The following is a 23,012-nucleotide window of genomic DNA, read 5'->3' on the forward strand; positions in this document are numbered from 1 at the left end:
GGGCACACCGGCATGACTCCCGAAAACGAAGCGGCGGCGCGCTATTTTTCCGCCATCACGGCGGCACTCAGCGGCCTCGAAGTGTTCATGCGCGACGACCGCTCGCCGCTTTACCGGCACGGCATCGTCGCCAAGATTGTCGCCGAATACATTGCCCGGCTGGACAAATCGTTTTCCTGCTGGCGCAACCGGCTCGGCTTCATGGACACGTTCCGCATTTCGCGCGCCGACAGCGGCTATCCCGTCTTCCAGAACCTGCTCGAACTGGAAAACGACCGCCGCCAGGCCGAGGCGCGGCTGGCCAACATTCCGCTGGCCGGCGAATTGCGCGAGGAAATGGCCGACTTCATCCTGCGCCACAAGGAATTCCCCGAAGCGCTGCAGAAGTCGATGGCCGAGCGGCTCTATCTCGAGGACGTCAAGAGCGAACAGACTTTTGGCCCGTTCTCGCTGGCGCAGACGGCCAAGGTCTCGGTCAATCCAAAGACCGGGCGCCCCTATTACCTCGTGCACTGGGCGAGCTTCGACGGCAGCGCCAACCTGCCGCTGGTCTACATGGTGACGGTGGAGGATTCCTCCGAAAGCATGATCCGGCAGCTCGTTGACAGCAGCGGCAAGCTCAATGAACGGGTCGACATCCCGCTGCCGGTGGACGGCCTGCTCAACCCCGAACTCGCCCATCGCTTCGACGATTTCACCGAGAAGAATTCCGCCTACACGCTTTCGCCCGCAACGATTGCGGTCAATCTCGACAAGGATTTCGAGCCGCTGCACCCTAAGCAGCTGCGCCGCGTCGTGCTCGGCCCCTTTTATTCCGCAGGCATTACGGACAACAATTCGACCGTGACCGAGGTGCTGGCCAAGGTGCGCAAACCGGAAAATGCCTGGCTGCTCACCTGGACCATCCAGGAGGTCTACTCCAAGGGCGAGAAACCCGGCCGCAAGGGGCTGTTTTCGAGCGATAAGACGACGCAGGAATTCTTTATCAACACCGACGATCTCGAAGCCGCGCGCCAGGGTGTGTCGAGTTACGAGAACCACGCCCTGATCCCGCACGAAGCCTATCAAGCACTCTACGCCGCCGGCGAAGCTCAAAAGATCTTTTCCGGCTACAAGGTTCACATCCTGTCAAATGGGCAGGTGATTTCAGATGTCTGACCGTCACATCGCGGAGCATCCTTCATGGACACCGGCCTGACCACCATTCCGGAAGCGGCTATCGAAAAGCACCGCGCAACCGCGCAAAGCTTCATCACCCGCGTCGTCGTATTGGAAGACCCCTCGCGCGAATCCGGCACCGCGCTTGCCGGCACCAACCGCCGCTTCGTCTCGACCGTCTCGGTCGGCTCGGTGCGGCGCACACGAGAGGTCGAGCTGGTCAAGACCGTGGCAGCCGTCCATCCCGACGACCAACTGATGAGCATCCCGCAGCACACGCTGCTGTTCCGCGCCCGCCGCGGCCTGGCGATAGCGCTCGCCATCTCCGACGTCTTCGCCGAGGGCTCCGACCTCGAAGGCCTCCAGGCCAAGAACACCCGTGCGCCTCTTGAGGGCGATGAGGCGGCGACCTTCAAGAAGCTTCTGTCAGCCTCGGCTTACGTTTCAGCCTTCAGCCTCGCCTCTTACCTGTTCCAGCTGATCGACAGCGAGGGCGAGGCGCCCAACGATATCCCCGAACCGGACTTCCTGTTCGACACGCCGCAGGACGCGGTGAAGTCGATCGTCGCCGGTCTCGACAAGGCGATTGCGGGCTCCAAGGACGATGGCGACCTGACGACGCGCGCGCGAGCTTTTGCACGGGTCGCCATTGATGGGCTGCTGGCCCGCAAAGGCCGCTTCGACGGCATCGGTCCATTCGAGAACGCCCACATCCGCATCGACGCCGACGATTTCACCCTCGACGGCTTCGACGTCGCGCCCGGCAAGCGCTCGAAACCGCTGGTGATGACCTTCAAGAAGCCCGAAGAGGTCGTCGGCAATCACATCGCCAAATACCAGTCGGTCAAGCTCGCCAAGATGCTGATGGCCTATGATTTCGAGCGCGAGCTGAACCCGTTCGTCGAGCTCGGCGGCTTCCTCTTCACCTTCATCGGCGATGGCGCGCCGGGCACCGGCAAGACGACGCTGATCCAGATGATCGCCGGCCTCGTCAACAATTATTGCCAAGTTGCCGGCTATCCCTTCGCCTATGAGAATTTCGGCGTCGACCAGATCTCGTCCTACCAGGGCAAATCCGGCCAGAACTGCCGCCAGTTCATCAACAATGTCTTGAACCCACGCGTCATCGGTTTCGGCACCGTCGACGACATCGACCAGGTGGCGGCCCGCCGCTCCGACGACCGCGCCTCGGCCGGCCAACAGGAAATCACCGGCGTCTTGATGGACGCCTTTGCCGGCGCCGGCACGGTGGTGCGCGGCAATTGCTCGTTCGGCATGTTTTCCAACTATCCCGAAAATGTCGACGATGCGCTGCGCCAGCGCGCCGGCGCCCGCTGGCTGGTCGACGGCCCACAGAGCCGCGACGACTATATCGACATCTTCGTCCTGCTTGCCGGCAAGAACCATAAGATCCCACTCGGCGACCACAAGCTCTACGCCGCGCAGGAGATCCAGCGCGCGGTGACCGAAGCCTATGAGGAGCACGAGAATCCTCAGGAAGACGGGCTGATGAAGGTCTATGAGCGCTACATGAAGGAGAATGGCGCGCCGAAATCGATGGCCGACATCGGCACTTATCTGCACCTGATCAAGGATGCCGAGCCGCGCTTCACCGGCCGAGCCATCAAGAACGTCACCGACGCCATCAAGATGCGCGCCATGGACATCGAGCTGCCCGACGACTGGTTCGAGAAGCCGGAAGCCTTCATGCACAAGGGCTACGACGAAAAGAAAGCCATGATCGAGGAACTGCGGGGGCCGTTCTCGATGGACATGGTCATGCAGGAGATCAACCGCTACGCCGACTCAGAGTTCCGCTATTCCGACAAATCCGACGACGCCGCGGTGGAGAAGCTGCTGCGCGACGCACGCCTGCGCGAACGGGCGGGGCGCGAGATGGAGGAGATGAAGAAGAAGGGGCTCTGGAATGCGTGAGCTTCCTTCGCTGCCCGCGGGTGCTGAAAGGCTTGGCGCTAACGCTGACGCCCCCCTCTCCCCGTCCTTCACGGGGAGAGGGTAAGGGTGAGGGGCGGCGCATGCGTGGACCAGAGATCGCTACGACCATACTGGCAGCTATCGAACAGCGCCTCGATCGGCACATCCGGACCAATGATCTTCGATTTATTGACGCCAAAGGCCATGGGGAGACATGTCCTTGAATGCTAGCGCTGCCCCTCACCCTTACCCTCTCCCCCTGAAGAACGGGGAGAGGGAGGCGTCAGCGTTGGCGCTTCGCCACAACAGGCAACGCCACTCGGAACGTTCTGCATGAGCCACGCCAAAAAGCCCGACCTTCTCCGCGACAATGAGCTGATCTACGGTCGCTTGCTCACCGTCGACGAGTCGCACCTCATCCAGCGCTACAACAAGGCGCTTGTTGCCTTCGGCCTCAAGCCCACCAAGCTGAAGAGCTTCCAGATCGACCGCACCGGCTTCTCGCCCGAAGTGGCCGAGGAATGCGGCGATTACGATTATCTCGACCCCAATGAGGTCAACCGCCGCTTCATCATCCTGACGCCGTCGCAGATCGATCTGCCGGTGGTGCACACCGCCTTTTCCAACACCTCGCAGCTGATGTTCGAGTTCATGTCCAAGAACCAGCGCGCCATCGATGCGCTGACCATCAAGGATGTCATCTACGGCGAGATCGAGGATTCCGTTCCCCTGGTCAACGACATCGAGGATCTGCTGTCGATCAGCCAGGTCGAGTTCAGGGTGCTTTCGGCCGAGGACGTGCTGGGCAAGGCCGCCGAACTCGGCAAGCTGGTCGACCGGCTGAAGCAGGAGCCCGATGCCTGGCGCGACAACACCATGCTGAGCCGTATGGTGGAGCTGGCGAAGGTCTGCGGCGATATCCGTGAGAATGCGCTGGTGCCCGACCAGGTGATCTTCCGCCACAACGCCTACTGGACCAGCCATTTCGGCGGCGTCTACGTCTTCGTCGATCCTGATATGACTACCGTCATCGGCGACCCGGCCGCCCCCGGCTTTCGCCGTTCGCGGCCCTGGCAGGTCAGCTATCTCTCGATCAACGATGCCGACAAGGTGTTCAAGTTCCTGGCCAGCACCGGCCGCATCGAACTGCCCCGCGCGTCATGGGTCGAAAGCTCGGGCTATCTCGAGCATCGCGCCGAGATGGTGGTGCGCTCTCTCATCCGCGACACAGAGCCGAACCGCAATTTGACCGAGGTCGACAAGGTCTGGCTGCAGACCTGGATCCATGGCCATGCCGATCTGATCACCAAGGACGGCAATTTCCCCTTTCTCAACGCCGCCAAGCGTGAGATCGCCCAGCTCGGCCATCTCAAGATCGAGGATGTGTTTCCGCAACAGCGCTTCCTGGTCGTGCGTGGCAAGCCCGACCATCCCGACGCCTGGCTGACCAACCAGCTGATCTCGGATTTCGTGCCGCAGGACTTTGTCTCGCGTTACGTCTTCAACAAGCCGGGCTTCTACAAGGACTATGACGGCTACAGCGACGCCTGGCGGTCGCATGTTGTGGACGTTCTGAAAACCACATATTTGAAAGACAAAGTGGCGTTTCGCACGCGCCTTTACGGCCTGACTGACTGAGGGGTGAACGAGAGCCATGCTTGATCCGATCGTGAATTTCTTCACCCGCATCTTCCAATGGATAGGCCGCGGCATCGGCCTCGTCATCGGCGCGATCCTGTGGCCGTTCCTCTGGGCTGGGCGCTGGTATACGCAGCGCGGCTGGATCCTGAAGGCTGTGGTCGGCCTCGCGCTTCTGGTGTTGATCGGCCTCTACGCCAATTTCTTCTACGCCACCCAGTGGTGGAACAAGTTCGATCCCAACTACGTCGACAAATACACCTTCGAGAACCGCAACATTTCCGCCGGCGAACAGGTCGCCGCCGGCGCCGGCACCGACACCGCCAAGACCTGCGGCAATTCGGGCATCGCCCAGGTGGCGGCCGACCTGACGGACTTCAACGTCAACCAGAATGCCTGGATCTCGTCGATGATCCTCTACAAACTCGGCCTGTTCGGCATCGACTGGGACAACACGCCGTTCATGGACAACAAGGCCTCGTTCCAGCGCGGCATCAACCAGGCGGTGCGGCGCACCGCCACCGAGCTTGCCGACAATCTCGGCCGTGTTCGCACCACATCGCAGATCGACGGCGACCTGCAGGATGCGCGCGGCAATCTGCAGTTCGACGAGGAGACCTGGTATTTCGGCCTCAACCCGTTCGGCCCCAAGACGCCGACGCCGAGCTATTATCGCGATGCCGTCACCAAGCTGCGCTCCTTCAACGCCCGCCTCGGCAGCTGCCAGGCGACGTTCGATGCCCGCGCCGACAATCTGAAGCAGTATATCGACCGCATCTCCTCCGACATTGGTTCGACCTCGGCGATCCTCAAGGAGCGCGCCGAAAACCATAACAATGGCTGGTTCGACTTCCGCGCCGATGACCGCTTCTGGTTCGCCTATGGCCAGCTCTATGCCTATTACGGCCTGATGAAGGGCGCCCAGGCCGACTTCGAGGACGTCATCAAGGAAAAGCATCTCGGCAATCTGTGGGACACAATGGATGCGCAATTCGTCTCGGCGCTGCGCATCCAGCCCTTCATCATCGCCAATGGCCGTGAGGATGGCTGGATCATGCCGACGCACCTGACGACGATGGGTTTCTACGTGCTTCGCGTGCGCTCCAACATGGTCGAGATCAGCAACGTCCTGACTCAGTAGATCAGCTACGTACGCGGAGCCATAGTCCGCATGCTCCCTGCGTCGAGGTATAGATCGACACCCACGCGTTTGGCGATCGCCGCCCTGTGCTCGCCAGCCTTCGCCCAGCCGGCGTTGGCAGCGTTATCAAGATCGTCAAATCCGCCGTAGTCTCCCAGATAAAGACGCGATTTTCCTAAGATGGAATTGAGCCGAGCTTGCAGTTGGTCATCAGTGAGCGTCTGGGATGCCGGGTCGGAAAGACCCTTCTGTGACAGAAACCATGAACGACCTGGATTGTTCATCTTGAAGTTCAGTTCTGCACTGTTGATCCAGGAAAAAGCCTTCGACTTGTCATTGAGCCCTACCGAATATGCCGCAACAGAGAAGCCAAGCGCGCGTTGTGCATCAGACAAAGAATTCGCACGCGAGTAACGATAGATATCGGTCGCATCGATACCGGAACGCTGAGCAGCAGCGGATAGTGACTTTGCCAATTCATCATAGCTGTCGTTGTCGATAAATGCCGCGTACTTTGATGATTTATCTAGGTATTTATCAAATTTTACTTTATCCATTTGAGTACTACCAATCTCATGGATCAAACCAAGAACGTTTGCAGCAGAAGACACCGAATTCTGTAAGTAACTCATAATTGAGATATCGTCATAGATATGATCGTGCGTTTTTTCCGAGGGTTGGTTCATCTCCGATGTACCGATACCATTCATCGCTGACCATTCCGGGACTGTGCCGTCACCCTGGCCAAGGGTCGTTTCAAACTCGACTTTTGATTGATTCAGAGTGGCCGACCCGGAAACTGCCGTGGTGTTCTCGAATGCGTTGTCTTTGCGAAGCTTTCCAACGACATAGCGATACTTAGCCCGGATGGCCTCACCGACATCTTCTGAGAGGCGACCGCAAACGACGCTAGAAGCAGATTCTATTTTTTTTGCAATGTATTCATACTCGGTTGCTTTCAATTTCTCCGGAAATCGGCGCGGGATAGCCATCTCTTTCCAAGTGTTCACCAAACTCAAATTCATGATCGATCGATCACCGGTGACACTGACCTTCTCTATGATTTTGTCCGTCTGGTACGCCTTGCAGTCCGATTTCATAATATTGGTGAACGGTATCAACTCATAAACACTGTCGAATGTAATAGCATCCTCTATCAGAGCGTCGCCGAACAGCATGCGAAAATACCGGTCTCTGGTCATGCTATTGTCGCCAGAGAACATGGAGGTAACAACCTCTGGCGCACCCAGGAACGGTGTGCCACCGAAGATAAAATAGCTGACCTGATTGGCATCGATTGGCATTTTGCTGCCATCATTGCATAACTTGTTCTTCGAAAACGATGTTTTTATCCAGGTATCTAGAACTATGCCGCCCATGCTATGGGCAATAAAAATGTATTTGCTATATTTCTTCTTGGAAAATTCGCCGCAAATAAAGTTATCGAAATCATTCGCGCTAGATGCATTCGAGAGGCGCCAATCGTAAGGAAAAGAGAGAACTGCTGCGTCAGTTGAAAAGCTGAGATTTTCTTTGAAATCGGAATACACATTGAGATCCGAGATGCTGCCAGCGACCCGTCCGAAAAGCCTTTTCCAGACTCCGCTCATATCATTGATTTCGGCACGCTCGAGAAGTTCCGGCTTTGCAGTGGGGCAGTCTTCAATAGACAGGCCGTCTCCGCCATAGTGACCGTCACCCCAGATCACCGTATCTTTATATTCTCCGGCTGCGGTGCAGGTCAGTTTTGATCCGAAGATACCCGGCAGGAAAATGATTGCGATATTTTCTGAATAAGCTTGGTTGCGTTCCAATTTTTTCTTCTCAGTCGCCGCTAGCGAGACATCGGGCACGACGAGAAGGTAAACCAAGACAGCCGCAACAACAGTGAGAATTGTCCTAAAATACACGACGCCCTCCCCTCTAAATAGACCCTTATAAACACACTAGCACGCCAACGGCGTGCGGCGTAGCCTGTCGCATTCCGTGCATTGCGCGGCTGTTTTGAGACGGCGGAACGTCGCTTCCTCTGGCTTCTATACGGCGCGGCAACGGAGCCAGGAAGAACCGGCGGCAGGTCGGCCCGGCCGCGGAGACACTTTCTTCATAGGAAACATAGTTGCATGCAAGTTGACGCCGCGGGAGCGACAGGGTTAGAACATGCCCGCGCCCGGGTTCAACATGCCTGCGAGTGAGATCAAACCCGTCCCCTCCACCGTCCAATCCGAAGGAAAGCCGTCATGGCCGAAGTGAAGTCCGACATCGAGATCGCGCGCGGCGCCAAGAAAAAGCAGATCCAGGAGATCGGCGCCAAGATCGGCATCCCGACCGAGCACCTTTTGCCCTACGGCCACGACAAGGCGAAGATTTCGGCCGAATTCATCAAATCGGTGAAGGGCAACAAGGACGGCAAGCTGATCCTCGTCACCGCCATCAACCCGACGCCGGCCGGCGAAGGCAAGACGACCACCACCGTCGGCCTTGGTGACGGTCTGAACCGCATCGGCAAGAAGGCGATCGTCTGCATCCGCGAGGCTTCGCTCGGCCCGAATTTCGGCGTCAAGGGCGGTGCCGCCGGCGGCGGCTACGCGCAGGTCGTGCCGATGGAGGACATGAACCTCCACTTCACCGGCGACTTCCACGCCATCACCACGGCGCACAATCTTCTGTCGGCGCTGATCGACAACCACATCTACTGGGGCAATGAGCTCGGCATCGACACCCGCCGCGTCGCCTGGCGCCGCGTCATGGACATGAACGACCGGGCGCTGCGCGAAATCATCTGCTCGCTCGGCGGCGTCGCCAACGGTTATCCGCGCGAGGCAGGCTTCGACATCACCGTCGCCTCTGAAGTGATGGCGATCCTGTGCCTTTCCACCGACCTCAAGGATCTGGAAAAGCGCCTCGGCGACATCATCGTCGCCTACCGCCGCGACAAGAGCCCGGTCTATGCCCGCGACCTCAAGGCCGACGGCGCCATGGCGGTGCTGCTGAAGGACGCCATGCAGCCAAACCTGGTGCAGACGCTGGAGAACAACCCTGCCTTCGTGCATGGCGGCCCGTTCGCCAACATCGCGCATGGCTGCAACTCGGTGGTCGCCACCACCACGGCGCTGAAGCTCGCCGACTACGTCGTCACCGAAGCCGGCTTCGGCGCCGACCTCGGAGCCGAAAAATTCTTCGACATCAAGTGCCGCAAGGCGGGTTTGAAGCCGGCGGCTGCCGTCATCGTCGCCACCGTGCGCGCCATGAAGATGAATGGCGGCGTCAAGAAGGAAGACCTCGGCAAGGAAAACATCGAGGCAGTCAAGAAGGGCTGCCTCAATCTGGGCCGCCACATCGAGAATGTGAAACAGTTCGGCGTGCCTGCGATCGTGGCGATCAATCATTTCACCACCGATACCGAGGTGGAAATCCAGGCGATGAAGGATTTCGTCGCCTCGCTCGGCGCCGAGGCGATCCTGTGCAAGCATTGGGCCAATGGCTCTGCCGGCATCGAGGAGTTGGCGCGCAAGGTCGTCGAGATCGCCGAATCCGGCGCCTCGCAGTTCGCGCCGCTCTATCCCGACGCAATGCCGCTGTTCGAGAAGATCAACACCATCGTCCAGCGCATCTATCGCGGCGACGAGGCGATCGCCGACAAGTCGGTGCGCGACCAGCTGCATGCCTGGGAGCAGGCCGGCTACGGGCACCTGCCGGTCTGCATGGCCAAGACCCAATATTCCTTCTCGACCGACCCGAACCTGCGTGGCGCGCCGACCGGCCACACCGTGCCGGTGCGAGAGGTCAGGCTTTCGGCGGGCGCCGGCTTCGTCGTCGTCATCTGCGGTGAGGTCATGACCATGCCCGGCCTGCCCAAGGCGCCGTCCTCGGAAAAAATCTTCCTCAACGAGATCGGCCAGATCGAAGGCCTGTTTTGAAAATTTCGAGATCGTTGCGAGATCCAAGAAGGGCGGCCACTGGCCGTCCTTTTGCTTTTCGGGGACAGATTTGCCTATGCAGCGTTGCGCGCCAGCGCGCGCTGGTTGGACGCATAGGGCGTGTCGCGTTCGGGCAAAGCACCGGTCTTCAGGCAATCGATCCATTCGGCGGTCTTGAGCACGGCCGCAAAGCGCGACTGCAGGATGATGGACACCACGCGGTGGATCTCCTCGGCCGAGGCGTAGCCGGCGCCGTTGGCGTAAGGCAGCGAACCGGTGGCGTCGGACAGGAACTCGACCGCAAAGCCGACATGCGCGGCGTGGATGATGGTCGACAGGTCGCAATTATGCGTCATGTAGCCGATCACCGTTATCGTATCGATGGTATTGGCGCGCAGCCACGCCTCGAGGTCGGTGCCGGCAAAGGCGCTAGGCAGTGACTTCTCGACATAGTGGTCGCGGCTTCGCCGGGCGATCTCGGGATGCAGGTCGCCGCCATGGCTGCCCTTGGCGAAGACTGGCGAGGTCTCGGGCGCCATCTGCTTGACGACCACCACCTTCACGCCGGCCACAGCGGCGGCATCCATGGCGCGCGCGACATTGACGACGCTGTCGCGGAACGGCGGATACTGGATGGCGAGGTTGCCGCCATCATAATCGTTCTGGACATCGATGACGATGAGCGCGCGGCGCGGCGTGATATTGGCGGACATGGTGTTCTCCTTCGGGCTTGAATGGGATAGGTCGAAAATAGGCGGATCGCCCGACTGCCAAAAGTGGCCCGATTGACATCATTCGAAAGAATTAGGACAATTCGCTTTTCGCTTGCTGGAAACACGCATGGCCGACCCGATCATTGCCGTTCTCGCCTTTGACGGCATCAGCCCGTTCCACCTCTCCGTGCCGTGCGTGGTGTTCGGCACCGACCGCACCAAGCTTGGCTTGCCGCGTTTCGACTTTCGCGTCTGCGCGCTCGACGATGGAGCGATCCACACCGATGCCGGGCTGACCATCGCGGTGCCGTATGGCCTTTCCGCATTCGACGATGCCGACATCGTCATCATTCCGAGCTGGAAGGATCTCGAGGCCCCACTTCCGCCGCCGCTCCTGGCAGCGCTCACCCACGCGCACCGGCGCGGTGCGGTGATCGTCGGCCTCTGTCTCGGCACCTTCGCCATTGCCGCCGCCGGGCTGCTTGCGGGCCGGCGTGCGACGACACATTGGGCCTCCACCGACCGGCTGCAAACATTATACCCGGACATCGAAGTCGACGCCGACGTGCTCTATGTCGACGACGGCGACATCGTCACCTCGGCCGGCGTCGCCGCCGGGCTCGATTGCTGCCTGCACATTGTGCGCGCCCGCTATGGCGCAGAGGTAGCGCTGCGGCTGGCCAGGCACATCGTGCTGTCGCCGCACCGGCAGGGTGGGCAAGCGCAGTTCATCGAGCGCCCGCTGGCGAAAACCCCGGCCACCGACCGCTTCACCCTGGCGCTGGACACGGTGCGGGCAACGCTCGGACAAACGCACAACCTCGACCGCGTCGCGGAGGCCGCGGGCCTGACTCGGCGCACTTTCACCCGCCGTTTCCAGAAATCGATCGGCACCAGCTTTGGCGAATGGTTGGCCGGCCAACGCACCGAACTGGCGCAACGGCTGCTGGAGGCGACGGAAAAATCGATGGACATGGTGGCCTTCGAAGCCGGCTTCGGCAGCGCCACCTCGCTGCGCCAGCATTTCGCCGCACGGCTCAAGACGTCACCGGCCCAATACCGGCGTGAATTCTCGCGGCGAGCCGGTCCGGACGAGCGCATAGCACGTACGGCTTCATACTGACCGCCCACGACGAGTTCAGCCCCGCTTGACCGCCCGCGCCGGATTGCCGACCACTGTGGTGTTGTCAGGCACGTCGCGCGTCACCACCGCGCCGGCGCCGACTATGGCGCCATCGCCGATGCTGATGCCGCCGAGGATGATGGCGCTGCCGCCGATCCAGGCGTCATTGCCAATGGTGACCGGCCGGGCAATCTCCAGTCCCGCCTGACGGCCCGCGGCCTCCTTGTGGTGCTCAGCGCAGTAGATCTGCACATTGGGGCCGAGAAGCGTCCGCCTGCCGATACGCACCGGCGCGGTGTCGAGGATGGTGCAGCCGGCATTGAGGAAGGCGCCGTCGCCGAGATGGATGTTGAAACCGTAGGCGCAGTGGAACGGCGCCTCAATGCGGCCGCCCTCGCCCGTGCTGCCGAGCAGCACCGACAGCGCCGGACCGATATTGCCGCGTTGCTGGGGCGGTAGCGTATTATGCTCGAACACCGCATCGCGCGCGATCACCCGCAGCGCCTCTAGTTCGTCGTCGATGCAGGTGTACCATTCGCCTGCAATCATCCTTGTGCGTTCGCTATCGGCCATCACAGCGACTCCGTCCCTTCGTCGTGTTCGACTGTTTACCAAAGTACAATGCTCACTGATGGAAGAAGCACCAGTGCCGACTCTGGTCAAACGTAGGACCTATGCTAGCTTGCCCTCGTGGGCCAGTCCCGGGCCTGCTTTCGAGGGGATCGACATGCTCTATTTGCTTGCACTTCTGATCGGCGTCATTGCCGGTCTTCGCGCCATGACCGCGCCGGCCGCGATCGCCTGGGGCGCGTATCTCGGCTGGCTGCCGGTGGCCGGCACCTGGGCAAGTTTCATGGGCCATTGGGCCGCCGTCGGTATCTTCACCATCCTCGCCATCGTCGAACTGGTCACCGACCAGCTGCCCTCGACGCCGAGCCGCAAGGTGCCGCAGCAATTCGGCGCCCGCATCCTGCTTGGCGCCTTCAGCGGCGCGGTGATCGGCGCCACCGCCGGTTCCACCATTGGCGGCCTGATTGCCGGCGCCATCGGCGCCGTCATCGGCACCTATGGCGGCGCCGAAGCGCGCGGCCGGTTGGCCGCCGCCTTCGGCAAGGATTTGCCTGCCGCCCTCATCGAGGACGCGGTGGCGATCATCGGCGGCCTGCTGATCGTGGCGGCGGTGGTATGACTGCCCAAGCCTCAGACGCCAAGACATACGACGCCATCATCATCGGCGCCGGACAGGCCGGCCCTCCTCTCGCCGGCCGGCTGACGTCAGCCGGCATGAGCGTGGCGCTGATCGAGCGCAAGCTGGTCGGCGGCACCTGCGTCAACACCGGCTGCATGCCGACCAAGACCATGGTCGCCAGCGCCTATGCCGCGCATCTGGCGCGGCGTGCCGCGGACTACGGCGTGACGTTCTCAGGCCCTGTCGGCGTGAACTACAAGAGGATCAAGGCGCGCAAGGACAAGGTCACAAACGACTCCCGCAGCAATCTGGAGACGTGGATCGCCGGCATGAAGGGCTGCACGCTTTATCGCGGCCATGCCCGCTTCGAATCCGCCAACACCGTGCGTATCGGCGACGACCTTCTGACCGCCGAAAAGATCTTCCTCAACACGGGCGGCCGCGCCTCGGTGCCCGACCTGCCCGGCGTCAACGACGTCGACTACCTCACCAACTCCTCGATGATGGACCTCGACGTTTTGCCGCGCCATCTTATCGTCGTCGGCGGCAGCTACATCTCTCTTGAATTCGCGCAGATGTTTCGCCGCTTCGGCTCTGAAGTCACCGTCATCGAGAAGAGTTCGCGCCTGACCGGCCGCGAGGACGAGGACGTGTCGGCGGCCATCCTGTCGATCCTCGAAAACGAAGCCATAGAAGTCCATGTCGGCGCCGACGACATCCGCTTTGCCAGACAGGGCAAGGACATCGCCGTGACCTTCTCATCCGGCAAGCCGCCGGCGGTCGGCTCGCATGTGCTTCTGGCACTCGGCCGCACCCCCAACACCGACGATCTCGGCCTCGATAAGGCCGGCGTCGCGGTCGATCTGCGCGGCTTCGTCACCGTCGACGACCAGCTGCGCACCAGCGCGCCCGGCATCTGGGCAATGGGCGACTGCAACGGCAAGGGCGCCTTCACCCACACCTCCTACAACGATTATGAGATCGTCGCGGCCAATCTGCTCGACGACGATCCGCGCAAGGTCAGCGACCGCATCGAGGCCTATGCGCTCTACATCGATCCGCCGCTCGGCCGCTGCGGCATGACCGAGGCGGCGGTGAAGAAATCCGGGCGCAAGGCGCTGGTCGGCCAGCGGCCAATGACCCGCGTCGGCCGCGCCATCGAAAAGGGCGAGACGCAAGGTTTCATGAAAATCCTGGTCGATGCCGACACCAGGCAAATCCTCGGCTGCTCCGTGCTCGGCCCCGGCGGCGACGAGGCGGTGCACTGCGTGCTCGACCTGATGTACGCCAAGGCGCCGGTCGATACGCTGGCGCGCGCCGTGCATATCCACCCCAACGTCTCGGAGCTGTTGCCAACCATCGCCCAGGAGCTGAAGCCGCTCGCCTGACATAGCCCCGCGTCAAGCTCAGCGCTTTCTGCATTGGTGCGTTGCAGCAATGTGCATTGCGCGCGGCAAGGCTTCTCGTTCAGTCTGAATTGAACCGATTCAGTCTGGATTTTCCATGCCTTTGCCGATCCTTGCGCTTGCCATTGCGTCCTTCTGCATCGGCACCACCGAATTCGTCATCATGGGCCTGTTGCCGGAGGTTGCGGCCGATCTCGGCGTGTCGATCCCCTCGGCCGGCCTGCTGGTTACCGGCTATGCGCTGGGCGTCGTCTTCGGCGCACCCATCGTCGCCATGGCCACCGCGCATCTGCCGCGCAAGCCGGTGTTGGTCGCGCTGACGGCGATGTTCGTCGTCGGCAATCTGCTCTGCGCCATTGCGCCCAATTACTGGCTCCTGATGGCCGCGCGCGTCTTCACCGCGTTCGGTCATGGCGCCTTTTTCGGCATCGGTTCCGTCGTTGCCGCCAGCCTGGTGCCGCGCAACAAGCGCGCCAGCGCCATGGCGATGATGTTCGCGGGATTGACGCTCTCCAACATTCTCGGCGTTCCTGCCGGCACCGCGCTTGGCGAAGCCTTCGGCTGGCGCTCCACCTTCTTTGCCGTCGTCGGCATCGGCCTGATCTCTGTTGCCGCCATCGCCTGGCTGGTGCCATCCAATGTCGTCGAACCGAGCGGCGGCGGCCTGCGCAGCGAACTGCGCGTGCTGGGCAAGCTGCAGGTCTGGCTCGCCATGCTGATCGCCTCGCTGGCCTCGGCCAGCCTGTTTGCCGTCTTCACCTACATCAAGCCCTACCTTACCGATGTCTCCGGCCTGTCGACCTCCGCGGTCACCTGGGTCCTGCTGCTGTTCGGCGCCGGCATGACCATAGGCAACATCATCGGCGGCCGGCTGGCCGACTGGAAATTGATGCCGACGGTGATCGGCACGCTGCTTTTAATGGCGGTTCTGTTTGTCAGCTTCATGCAGTTCGGCGCTATCGCCAGCGTCGCCATCGGCGTCGTCTTCTTGTGGGGACTGCTGATCTTCGTCGTCGTGCCGCCGCTGCAGATCCGCGTCGTCGAAACGGCTTCGGAAGGGCCGAACCTCGCCGCCACGCTCAACCAGGGCGCATTCAATATCGGCAATGCCAGCGGCGCCTGGATCGGCGGCGTGGCTCTGTCGGCCGGCGTTTCCTATGCTCATTTGCCGCTGGTCGGCGCGGTGCTGGCCCTGCTGGCGGTCAGCGTAGCCGTTGTCTCGCAGGCGCTCGAAGGATCGGCGCCGATAACGACGGTTCCGGCCGCCGCCGAATAATTCCATTGCGCCCATGGCGGCGCGAACTGGACCAATCGACAGCCCTTCGGCAAAAGTGCATGTGTTCTGCCTCTTATCCTGGAGGCATCCCATGCAGAAATCGATCGAACGCATCGCCGGCGATACCGAAGGCGTTTCCTACGAATTCCCGGTGTTCCGCTTCGCCGGCGCCGACAAGGCAGCACCTTCGGCCTACCTGCAGGCAGCGCTCCACGCCGGTGAATTGCCTGGTGTCGTCGCCATCGACGCGCTGATGCCGGCGCTGAACAAGGCCGAAGCGGAAGGCCGCATCAAGGGCAGCATCACGGTCGTGCCCTGGGCCAATCCGATCGGCCGCGCGCAATATCATTTCGGCGAGCACCAGGGCCGCTTTCATCTCGGCACCCGCAACAATTTCAACCGCGGCTTTCCGTTGCTCGCAGCACCGGACGCCAAGCTTTTGCCCGACACCACGCTTGGCACCCCCGACCAGCGATTGAAGACCCGTCTGGTGCAGCTGTCGCTCGGCCACGACATCGTGCTCGACCTGCATTGCGACGACGAGGGCCTTGCCTATCTCTACGTCCACGCCAGCCTGTGGCCGGCGATGGCCGATTGCGCCGCCGCCATGGGTATCGACGCCGTGGTGTTGTGGAGCGAGGACGCCGACGGCACCTTCGAGGGCGCCACGATCATGCCCTACCAGAACGTCCCCGCCAACGTGGCGAAGCTCGACCGCCGCGTTGCCACTACGGTAGAATACCGTGGCATGCTGGATGTCGACGGCGCGCTGGCAAATTCCGATGCCGAAGGCCTCTACCGGCTGCTGGCGGCGCGCGGCGTGATCGCCGACGCCGCCCTTCCCGAACCCGGCCCGTTCAAGGGCCTCGTCGCGCCGCTCGAAAACATCGACATGATGCCGGCGCCCCGGGCCGGCGCCATCCTCTACGACGTCAAGCCCGGCGACCGCGTCGCCAAGGGCGCGCGCCTCGCCACCATCGTCCACACACCGGGCGAGGCCGGCGGCCGCACCGAAGTGCTGGCGCCGCAGGACGGCGTCATCCTGACCCGCCGCTCGCGCCGCATCATCCGCGCCGGCGAGGATCTCTTGAAGCTGGTCGGCGACAAGAAGAGCGCCGACGCGAGGTCAGGCACGCTGGAGGACTGAGCTAACCCGAAATCGCCAGCCGCGCCTTGGCCTCCAGCCATTCGGCCATTTGCCGGTACGGCACCGGGCCGTGGCTGACACGGGCAACACCAAGCTCGGCCAGGCGCTGGCGCGGCGGCACATGCGCCAGCGCGATGATGTTGACCGGCAATGCCGTCGCCTTGCACAGCGCCTCGATCAGACCCTCGTCGCCGAGTCCCGGCGCAAAGAAGCCGCTCGCTCCTGCCTTTTCATAAGCGTGCGCCCGCTCGATGGCCTGGTCGAGCAGCACGCTGTCATGCGCATCCGTCTTGGCCTTGAGGAAAATGTCGGTACGGGCGTTGATGTAGGCGGGAATGCCGGAAGCCTTCACCGCCGCCGCTGCCGCCTCGATCCGCTTCACCTGTACCGCGATGTCGTGCAGACCGGCGCCGCCGAAGATCTGGTCCTCGAAATTGAAACCGATGGCGCCGGCCTGCAGGGCACGTGTCACCGTCTGGGCGACAGTCTCCGGCTCGACGCCGTAGCCGCCTTCGAGGTCCATGGTCACGGGCAGGTCGACTGCCGCCACGATGCGCTTGATGTTGTCCAGCGCTAGCTCCAGCGGGATTTTCTCGCCATCGGCATAGCCGAAGGCGGCTGCCACCGGCCAGCTTCCGGTGGCGATCGCCTTGGCGCCCGCCCTCTCGACGATCTTGGCCGAGCCCGGATCCCAGGCATTGTAGAGAACGATCGGGTTGCCCTTGACATGAAGGGCATGGAACGTGCGTGCGCGCTCGATCTGCTCGGTCATTGCTGTCTTCCCGTCTTTCCGATGTTGGACGAACAGTCTAGGCAGGACCCCAAGCCTTGGCGATGTGCCATGGGCTGCAGAAGCGGCGGCCACAAACAGGCCTTTCAAACCTGTTGCGCATCCGGCTTTTCGCCGCTATGGATTTCGCCCATGAACATGCGCTCGATCAAGACCATTTGGTGGTGGGCTCGCTGACAGCGGCCTGTTCGAACGCGTGCGCGTGAAAATAGAGGGTGGCCGCAACGGAATGTCCGGGCGGCCATTTGTTTTTTCAAAGCCATTCCCGGGTCCGTTGCCCCAACAAGCCATATGGAGACGGCAATGACGATGAAGGCTCTGGAAAACGGCGCGGAAAGCTTCGTGACCGCAGGTGGTGTCACCATCACCCGCGAACGCCACGACAAGCCTTACGCCGGTGCGATCGATGCTTATGTCGACGGCTTGAACTCGCGCCGTGGTGCGGTGTTTTCCTCGAATTACGAATATCCGGGCCGCTACACACGCTGGGATACGGCCATCATCGATCCGCCGCTGGTGATTTCCGCGCGTGGCCGCGCCATGCGCATCGAGGCGCTGAACGGCCGTGGCGAAGTGCTGCTGCCGGTGATCGGCAAGACGCTGGCCGGCATTGCCGAGGTGACGATTGCTGAAACCTCGAAAAAGCTGATCCGCCTCGATGTCGCCAAGCCCGGCCGCGTCTTCACCGAGGAAGAGCGCAGCCGCGTCCCCTCTGTGTTTACTGTGCTGCGCGCCATCACCGCTTTGTTCAAGACCGATGAAGACGCCAATCTCGGCCTTTACGGCGCCTTCGGTTACGACCTCGCCTTCCAGTTCGATCCAGTCGACTACAAGCTCGAGCGCAAACAGAGCCAGCGCGATCTCGTGCTGTTCCTGCCTGACGAGATCCTGGTCGTCGACCATTATTCGACCAAGGCCTGGACCGACCGCTACGACTATTCCGGCGACGGTTTTTCAACCGAGGGGCTGCCGCGGGACGAAATCGCCGAACCGTTCAAGACCGCCGACCGCATCCCGCCGCGCGGCGACCATGAGCCGGGCGAATACGCCAATCTGGTGCGCAAGGCGATGGACAGTTTCAAGCGCGGCGACCTGTTCGAGGTCGTGCCCGGGCAGATGTTCTACGAACGCTGCGAGACGCAGCCTTCCGAAATCTCGCGCAAGCTGAAGTCGATCAACCCGTCGCCCTATTCCTTCTTCATCAATCTCGGCGAAAACGAGTATCTGATCGGCGCCTCGCCCGAAATGTTCGTGCGCGTCAATGGCCGCCGCGTCGAGACCTGCCCGATATCCGGCACCATCAAGCGCGGCGACGACGCCATTTCCGATAGCGAGCAGATCCTGAAGCTGCTCAACTCCAAGAAGGATGAATCCGAGCTGACAATGTGCTCGGACGTCGACCGCAACGACAAGTCCAGGGTCTGCGATCCGGGCTCGGTGCGCGTCATCGGCCGCCGCCAGATCGAAATGTATTCACGCCTGATCCACACCGTCGATCACATCGAAGGGCGCCTGCGCGAAGGCATGGATGCCTTCGACGCCTTCCTGTCGCATGCCTGGGCGGTCACCGTCACCGGTGCGCCGAAACTGTGGGCGATGCGCTTCATCGAGCAGAACGAAAAGAGCCCGCGTGCCTGGTATGGCGGCGCCATCGGCATGGTCAATTTCAACGGCGACATGAACACCGGCCTGACGCTCCGCACCATCCGCATCAAGGACGGCATTGCCGAGGTGCGAGCCGGCGCCACATTGCTCTTCGACAGCATCCCCGAGGAAGAAGAAGCCGAAACCGAACTGAAGGCATCCGCCATGCTCTCCGCCATTCGCGACGCCAAATTGGGCAATGCCGCAGGCGCCGAACGCACCACCGCGCGCGTCGGCGACGGCGTCAACATCCTGCTCGTCGACCACGAAGACTCCTTTGTCCACACACTGGCCAACTATTTCCGCCAGACCGGTGCCAATGTCTCGACCGTGCGTTCGCCGGTGCCGGAAGAAGTCTTCGAACGGCTGAAGCCCGATCTCGTCGTGCTGTCGCCCGGACCGGGCACGCCGAAGGATTTCGACTGCGCCGCGACCATCAAGAACGCCCGCGCCCGCGACCTGCCGATCTTCGGCGTCTGCCTTGGCCTGCAGGCGCTGGCCGAGGCCTATGGCGGCGAACTCAGGCAGTTGCACGTGCCGATGCACGGCAAGCCGTCGCGGATCCGCGTCTCCAAACCCGGAATCATCTTCTCCGGCCTTCCCAAGGAAGTGACCGTCGGCCGCTACCACTCGATCTTTGCCGATCCGGTGCGGCTGCCCGACGATTTCATCGTCACCGCCGAGACCGAGGACGGCGTCATCATGGCCTTCGAGCACCGCAAGGAGCCCATCGCCGCGGTGCAGTTTCATCCGGAATCGATCATGACGCTCGGCCACAATGCCGGCATGCGCATCATCGAGAACATCGTTGCGCATTTGCCGCGCAAGGCCAAGGAAAAGGCCGCTTAGAAAACGATGGCGGCAACCGACAACATGGCGGCGATAGCAGCGAAGGCAGCGGCCAGGCAGAGGGTCGCCAGCCTTGCCTTCTGGTCGATTGTCATCGCCTGCGTGGTGCTCGCGCTCAAGCTTGCCGCATGGTACGTCACCGGCTCCGTTGCGCTCTATTCGGATGCGCTGGAGTCGATCGTCAACGTCATAGCCTCGGCCGCCGCCTATTGGGCGGTCCTGGTCAGCTACAAGCCGGCCGACCAGGACCATCCGTTCGGCCACCACAAGGCCGAGTATTTTTCGGCGGTGCTGGAAGGCGTGCTGATCGTGCTCGCCGCGCTTTTGATCCTCAACGAGGTCTGGCGCTCCTGGCAGACGCCGACCCCGCTCGAACAACCCTGGGAGGGCCTGGCGATCAACGGCGTCGCCACCGTCATCAACGCCTTCTGGGCCTGGACGCTGATCCGCGCCGGGCGCAGCGCAAAATCACCGGCGCTGGTCGCCGACGGCCGGCACATCATGACCGACGTCGTGACCTCGGTCGGCGTCTTCGGCGGCCTCGTCGGCGCTATCCTGACCGGTTGGCAGATCCTTGATCCGGCGCTTGCCGTCATCGTCGCGCTCAACATCCTGTGGCAGGGCTGGCACGTCATCGGCTCGTCGATGAACGGGCTGATGGACCGCGCAGTGGACACGACCGAACACATGCACATTCGCGACATCATCTCGGCCAATTGCAAGGGCGCGCTGGAGGTTCATGACCTCAAGACCCGCATCGCCGGCCGCGCCACCTTCATCGAGTTCCACCTGGTCGTCGACGCCGACATGACGGTCGGCGCCAGCCACGTCATTTGCGACCGCATCGAGGACGCGCTGAAGGCCGAAATCCCCTCGGTGCGCGTCACCATCCATGTCGAGCCCGACGACGAGGCGAAGCTGCCGAAAGGCACCACTGCTGTGCCGTTTGCTTGAGGAAAAACTCAGGGCATCATCCTCGGGCGAGGATCTGCCGACCTCGCCGGATCGATTGCGCCATTACCGCCATGTGGGGTAGCCCGCCAATGGCTACATCCAGGCGTTGATTGCCTCCAAATCGGGCAGCGCCTGCTGCTCAAGCGCGCGCCAGCTCGGCCTCGGCAAAAGCGTAGTCAGGCGAACCGTCTAAGTTCGTCGAATCCAAACTCGGCAAGCGAAGTCCGATCCAAGGTAGCACCCGCTTGCGATCGGCTCATCATGTGTCGGTCGAGATGTCATCCCATTCCTGCCCCATATACCCAATCAGCCAATTGAGCGCGTAATGACGTTCGACAACCACGTCTCGTTCCAATCCTGCCGGCGCGGCTTTCCCATTCACCCGCGCATCCATCACAGCCCAATTGTACCGATAGATCAGATCGGCAGCATCGAGAAGCTCGCTTTGCGGGCGCAAATTGGCCCGCTTGAGCAGCCCTTCCGTGTCGAGGTCACGCAACACCGAAACCATACGCGACACATCGCAAGGCTTGTCTGGACGCCCAAGGTTTTTGAAGACTTGCAACGCCCACAACATTACGAAAGCCCCTTCATAGCGCCAGCTAAAATTTGCGCGATCTTGCTCGGTTGCAACGGGGTTACCGACAAACGCTTGCTCTTTGGGCGTAAAAAACCCTTCGGCTCCAAACTGGCTGATCAAGTTGCTTAAAAGATTTCGATCATTGGTCTCCGCTGTGACGGCCACGATCACCAGTGCGATGGCGCGTTTAACCACCTCGTCCTTCGTTCGTCGCCGACTTTCGGCTTCGGTTTCGATCGTCGGCAAATGGTCGATGAACGGCACGCCCTCCTTCTTCAACTGTGCTGTTGAGGCCGCCTTGCGAGCCTCAGCCTCGCCTTCAGCGTTGGCGGAACCGATGAAAGCCAAGGAAGTCAGAAAACCAAGAAAGCTGCGACGCATCATATTCATTTCCAAATGGCTGCTAAAGTGACTAAGGCGCACACGCCGACTGCGGCATAGCCTCCAAACGGTAGACCTTGTCATCGGACTTGGTCTTGCCATCCGCCGAGCACAGATCGACAATCGCCAGGCTGCTATTAGGGTTGGCCAGCATCAGGGTGCCGTTGGCGCCGCGCTTGAGGAAGATTTCCTTTTGCGCGATATCGCAGGAAAAGTTGCTCATCTTCGAACTGGCCGCGCAGCGCCATTGATCCGCTTCGCCCTGGCAGGAATAGGTCTGCCTGACCTTCGTCCCGTTCTTCCTGGTGGTCACCGAAACGGCGACATCGGAGCCGTCGGGCCAGTTGGCGACATCGCCTGAGGCAAAGGAGGCGAGTTCGACCGGCCCGCGGAAGACCCGGATCGACTGCGTCACCTGGTCGGGATGCGAGGAGAGATGCGCGGGATCGTAGTCTCGCCCGAAACAGAAAGGCTGGTCCGGCTTCAGTCGCTCGCGCAAGGGAGCCCCAAGCGCCGGAGCGATCGGGTCGATCTTGGCGAATTCAGCCTGGCAGGTTGCGGCCGGCATCGGGTCGAGGCGGAAATTGTTGTCCTCCGAGCCCAGAGCCTGCCGGTCATATTCGGCTTCGCCCAGTTCGTCTTCCGATCCGGCGTCGAGATAGAGATCGGACGAGACGTCGGTGAGGATCAGGCGGCCTTTGTCATCGAGCTTCAGCGACGCCATGGTGCGGTCGCAGTCCATGCCGCAGCGGATCGGACCTGACTTGCCGTCCTCGGACTCGTGATTGCACCAGCCGCCGGCCCATTGCGGCGCCTTGGCGCCGCGCACCATGGTGGTGAGAAAACCGTTGTAGGAGGTGTCGGCGTTTGCCATCGGCTCCTCGTTCGGATGGCTCACCGGATCATGGCCATAGAGGAAGAAGATCCGCGCCACCTTCTGCTTTGGATGCGCCTTGAGGTGCGCCGCATCATAGACGCGGCCGAAACAGGCATCGGCGCCATTCGGGCTGAGTTCGGGTAATTTAAGCACATCGTCGGCCGCGGCCGAACCCGCAAGCGCGCCGAGCAGCACGGCGCCAAATCCAGCGCTGGCAACAACCTTCCACTTCCTGAACGCCATGTGACCCCCTCCTCGCATCGACAGGACGTAACGTGAATCTATGCTAGT

At 61.7% G+C, this 23,012-nt stretch carries 19 protein-coding genes; 12 read left to right on the forward strand and 7 right to left on the reverse strand.

Annotated elements, in window-relative coordinates:
- Window positions 1-12: 12 nt before the first annotated feature.
- On the forward strand, window positions 13-1,158 hold the full coding sequence (locus ACYG97_RS16235; RefSeq protein ID WP_023686161.1) for a hypothetical protein: 1,146 nt from the start codon (window positions 13-15) through the stop codon (window positions 1,156-1,158).
- A 24-nt stretch (window positions 1,159-1,182) separates the two neighbouring features.
- Window positions 1,183-3,093 carry an AAA family ATPase gene (locus ACYG97_RS16240; protein WP_023733374.1) on the forward strand — a complete coding sequence of 637 codons (1,911 nt, stop codon included), beginning with the start codon at window positions 1,183-1,185 and terminating at the stop codon, window positions 3,091-3,093.
- 68 nt (window positions 3,094-3,161) lie between these two features.
- Here the strand turns inward: ACYG97_RS16240 and ACYG97_RS16245 are convergent, their stop codons facing one another.
- A complete protein-coding gene (locus ACYG97_RS16245; RefSeq protein ID WP_023749803.1) occupies window positions 3,162-3,299 on the reverse strand; it encodes a hypothetical protein in 138 nt (45 codons plus the stop codon).
- 127 nt (window positions 3,300-3,426) lie between these two features.
- On the opposite strand from ACYG97_RS16245, the gene ACYG97_RS16250 reads away from it, so the two are divergent.
- Window positions 3,427-4,731 carry a DUF6638 family protein gene (locus tag ACYG97_RS16250; RefSeq protein ID WP_023683664.1) on the forward strand — a complete coding sequence of 435 codons (1,305 nt, stop codon included), beginning with the start codon at window positions 3,427-3,429 and terminating at the stop codon, window positions 4,729-4,731.
- A 16-nt stretch (window positions 4,732-4,747) separates the two neighbouring features.
- Window positions 4,748-5,872: a DUF2333 family protein gene (locus ACYG97_RS16255; protein ID WP_023686165.1), complete on the forward strand. Its 1,125-nt coding sequence runs from the start codon at window positions 4,748-4,750 to the stop codon at window positions 5,870-5,872.
- 5 nt (window positions 5,873-5,877) lie between these two features.
- On the opposite strand, the gene ACYG97_RS16260 is transcribed toward ACYG97_RS16255, so the two are convergent.
- A complete protein-coding gene (locus ACYG97_RS16260; protein ID WP_156937173.1) occupies window positions 5,878-7,782 on the reverse strand; it encodes a lipase/acyltransferase domain-containing protein in 1,905 nt (634 codons plus the stop codon).
- 330 nt (window positions 7,783-8,112) lie between these two features.
- Here ACYG97_RS16260 and ACYG97_RS16265 point away from each other — a divergent pair, with 330 nt between their 5' ends.
- Window positions 8,113-9,792, forward strand: coding sequence for a formate--tetrahydrofolate ligase (locus ACYG97_RS16265; RefSeq protein WP_023669985.1), 1,680 nt, complete (start codon window positions 8,113-8,115; stop codon window positions 9,790-9,792).
- Window positions 9,793-9,866: 74 nt separating this feature from the next.
- On the opposite strand, the gene ACYG97_RS16270 is transcribed toward ACYG97_RS16265, so the two are convergent.
- Window positions 9,867-10,505, reverse strand: a complete 639-nt coding sequence (locus tag ACYG97_RS16270; RefSeq protein WP_023733376.1) for an isochorismatase family protein — start codon at window positions 10,503-10,505, stop codon at window positions 9,867-9,869.
- Window positions 10,506-10,632: 127 nt separating this feature from the next.
- Between ACYG97_RS16270 and ACYG97_RS16275 the strand changes: the two genes are divergently transcribed.
- On the forward strand, window positions 10,633-11,628 hold the full coding sequence (locus tag ACYG97_RS16275; RefSeq protein ID WP_023733377.1) for a helix-turn-helix domain-containing protein: 996 nt from the start codon (window positions 10,633-10,635) through the stop codon (window positions 11,626-11,628).
- A gap of 15 nt (window positions 11,629-11,643) precedes the next feature.
- On the opposite strand, the gene ACYG97_RS16280 is transcribed toward ACYG97_RS16275, so the two are convergent.
- Window positions 11,644-12,201: a sugar O-acetyltransferase gene (locus ACYG97_RS16280; protein WP_023695826.1), complete on the reverse strand. Its 558-nt coding sequence runs from the start codon at window positions 12,199-12,201 to the stop codon at window positions 11,644-11,646.
- 154 nt (window positions 12,202-12,355) lie between these two features.
- Here ACYG97_RS16280 and ACYG97_RS16285 point away from each other — a divergent pair, with 154 nt between their 5' ends.
- From ACYG97_RS16285 to ACYG97_RS16300, 4 genes are all read left to right on the forward strand, one after another.
- Complete coding sequence (locus ACYG97_RS16285) at window positions 12,356-12,817, forward strand: membrane protein (protein WP_023695827.1); 462 nt, start codon at window positions 12,356-12,358, stop codon at window positions 12,815-12,817.
- A complete protein-coding gene (locus ACYG97_RS16290; protein ID WP_023733378.1) occupies window positions 12,814-14,205 on the forward strand; it encodes an FAD-containing oxidoreductase in 1,392 nt (463 codons plus the stop codon). Before ACYG97_RS16285 ends, ACYG97_RS16290 begins: the two co-directional genes overlap by 4 nt.
- A gap of 115 nt (window positions 14,206-14,320) precedes the next feature.
- Window positions 14,321-15,499: an MFS transporter gene (locus ACYG97_RS16295; RefSeq protein ID WP_023733379.1), complete on the forward strand. Its 1,179-nt coding sequence runs from the start codon at window positions 14,321-14,323 to the stop codon at window positions 15,497-15,499.
- Between the two features lie 91 nt (window positions 15,500-15,590).
- Window positions 15,591-16,646 (forward strand): succinylglutamate desuccinylase/aspartoacylase family protein, encoded by a 1,056-nt coding sequence (locus ACYG97_RS16300; protein WP_023705935.1) that lies wholly within the window; start codon window positions 15,591-15,593, stop codon window positions 16,644-16,646.
- A gap of 1 nt (window position 16,647) precedes the next feature.
- Here ACYG97_RS16300 and ACYG97_RS16305 read toward each other — a convergent pair whose 3' ends face one another.
- Window positions 16,648-17,418 carry an isocitrate lyase/PEP mutase family protein gene (locus ACYG97_RS16305; protein ID WP_023705936.1) on the reverse strand — a complete coding sequence of 257 codons (771 nt, stop codon included), beginning with the start codon at window positions 17,416-17,418 and terminating at the stop codon, window positions 16,648-16,650.
- A 321-nt stretch (window positions 17,419-17,739) separates the two neighbouring features.
- Here ACYG97_RS16305 and ACYG97_RS16310 point away from each other — a divergent pair, with 321 nt between their 5' ends.
- Both ACYG97_RS16310 and ACYG97_RS16315 read left to right on the forward strand, forming a co-directional pair.
- The gene (locus ACYG97_RS16310) at window positions 17,740-19,929 is read left to right on the forward strand and encodes an anthranilate synthase (RefSeq protein WP_023705937.1); all 2,190 of its coding nucleotides are present in this window, start codon (window positions 17,740-17,742) and stop codon (window positions 19,927-19,929) included.
- Window positions 19,930-19,953: 24 nt separating this feature from the next.
- Window positions 19,954-20,883 carry a cation diffusion facilitator family transporter gene (locus ACYG97_RS16315; RefSeq protein ID WP_198029277.1) on the forward strand — a complete coding sequence of 310 codons (930 nt, stop codon included), beginning with the start codon at window positions 19,954-19,956 and terminating at the stop codon, window positions 20,881-20,883.
- 259 nt (window positions 20,884-21,142) lie between these two features.
- Here ACYG97_RS16315 and ACYG97_RS16320 read toward each other — a convergent pair whose 3' ends face one another.
- Together ACYG97_RS16320 and ACYG97_RS16325 are read right to left on the reverse strand one after the other, a co-directional pair.
- Window positions 21,143-21,847: a DUF4272 domain-containing protein gene (locus ACYG97_RS16320; RefSeq protein WP_023733380.1), complete on the reverse strand. Its 705-nt coding sequence runs from the start codon at window positions 21,845-21,847 to the stop codon at window positions 21,143-21,145.
- A gap of 28 nt (window positions 21,848-21,875) precedes the next feature.
- Window positions 21,876-22,964 carry a hypothetical protein gene (locus ACYG97_RS16325; RefSeq protein WP_023733381.1) on the reverse strand — a complete coding sequence of 363 codons (1,089 nt, stop codon included), beginning with the start codon at window positions 22,962-22,964 and terminating at the stop codon, window positions 21,876-21,878.
- Between the last annotated feature and the right edge of the window lie 48 nt (window positions 22,965-23,012).

The sequence above is a fragment of the Mesorhizobium sp. W067 genome (genome assembly GCF_054719525.1).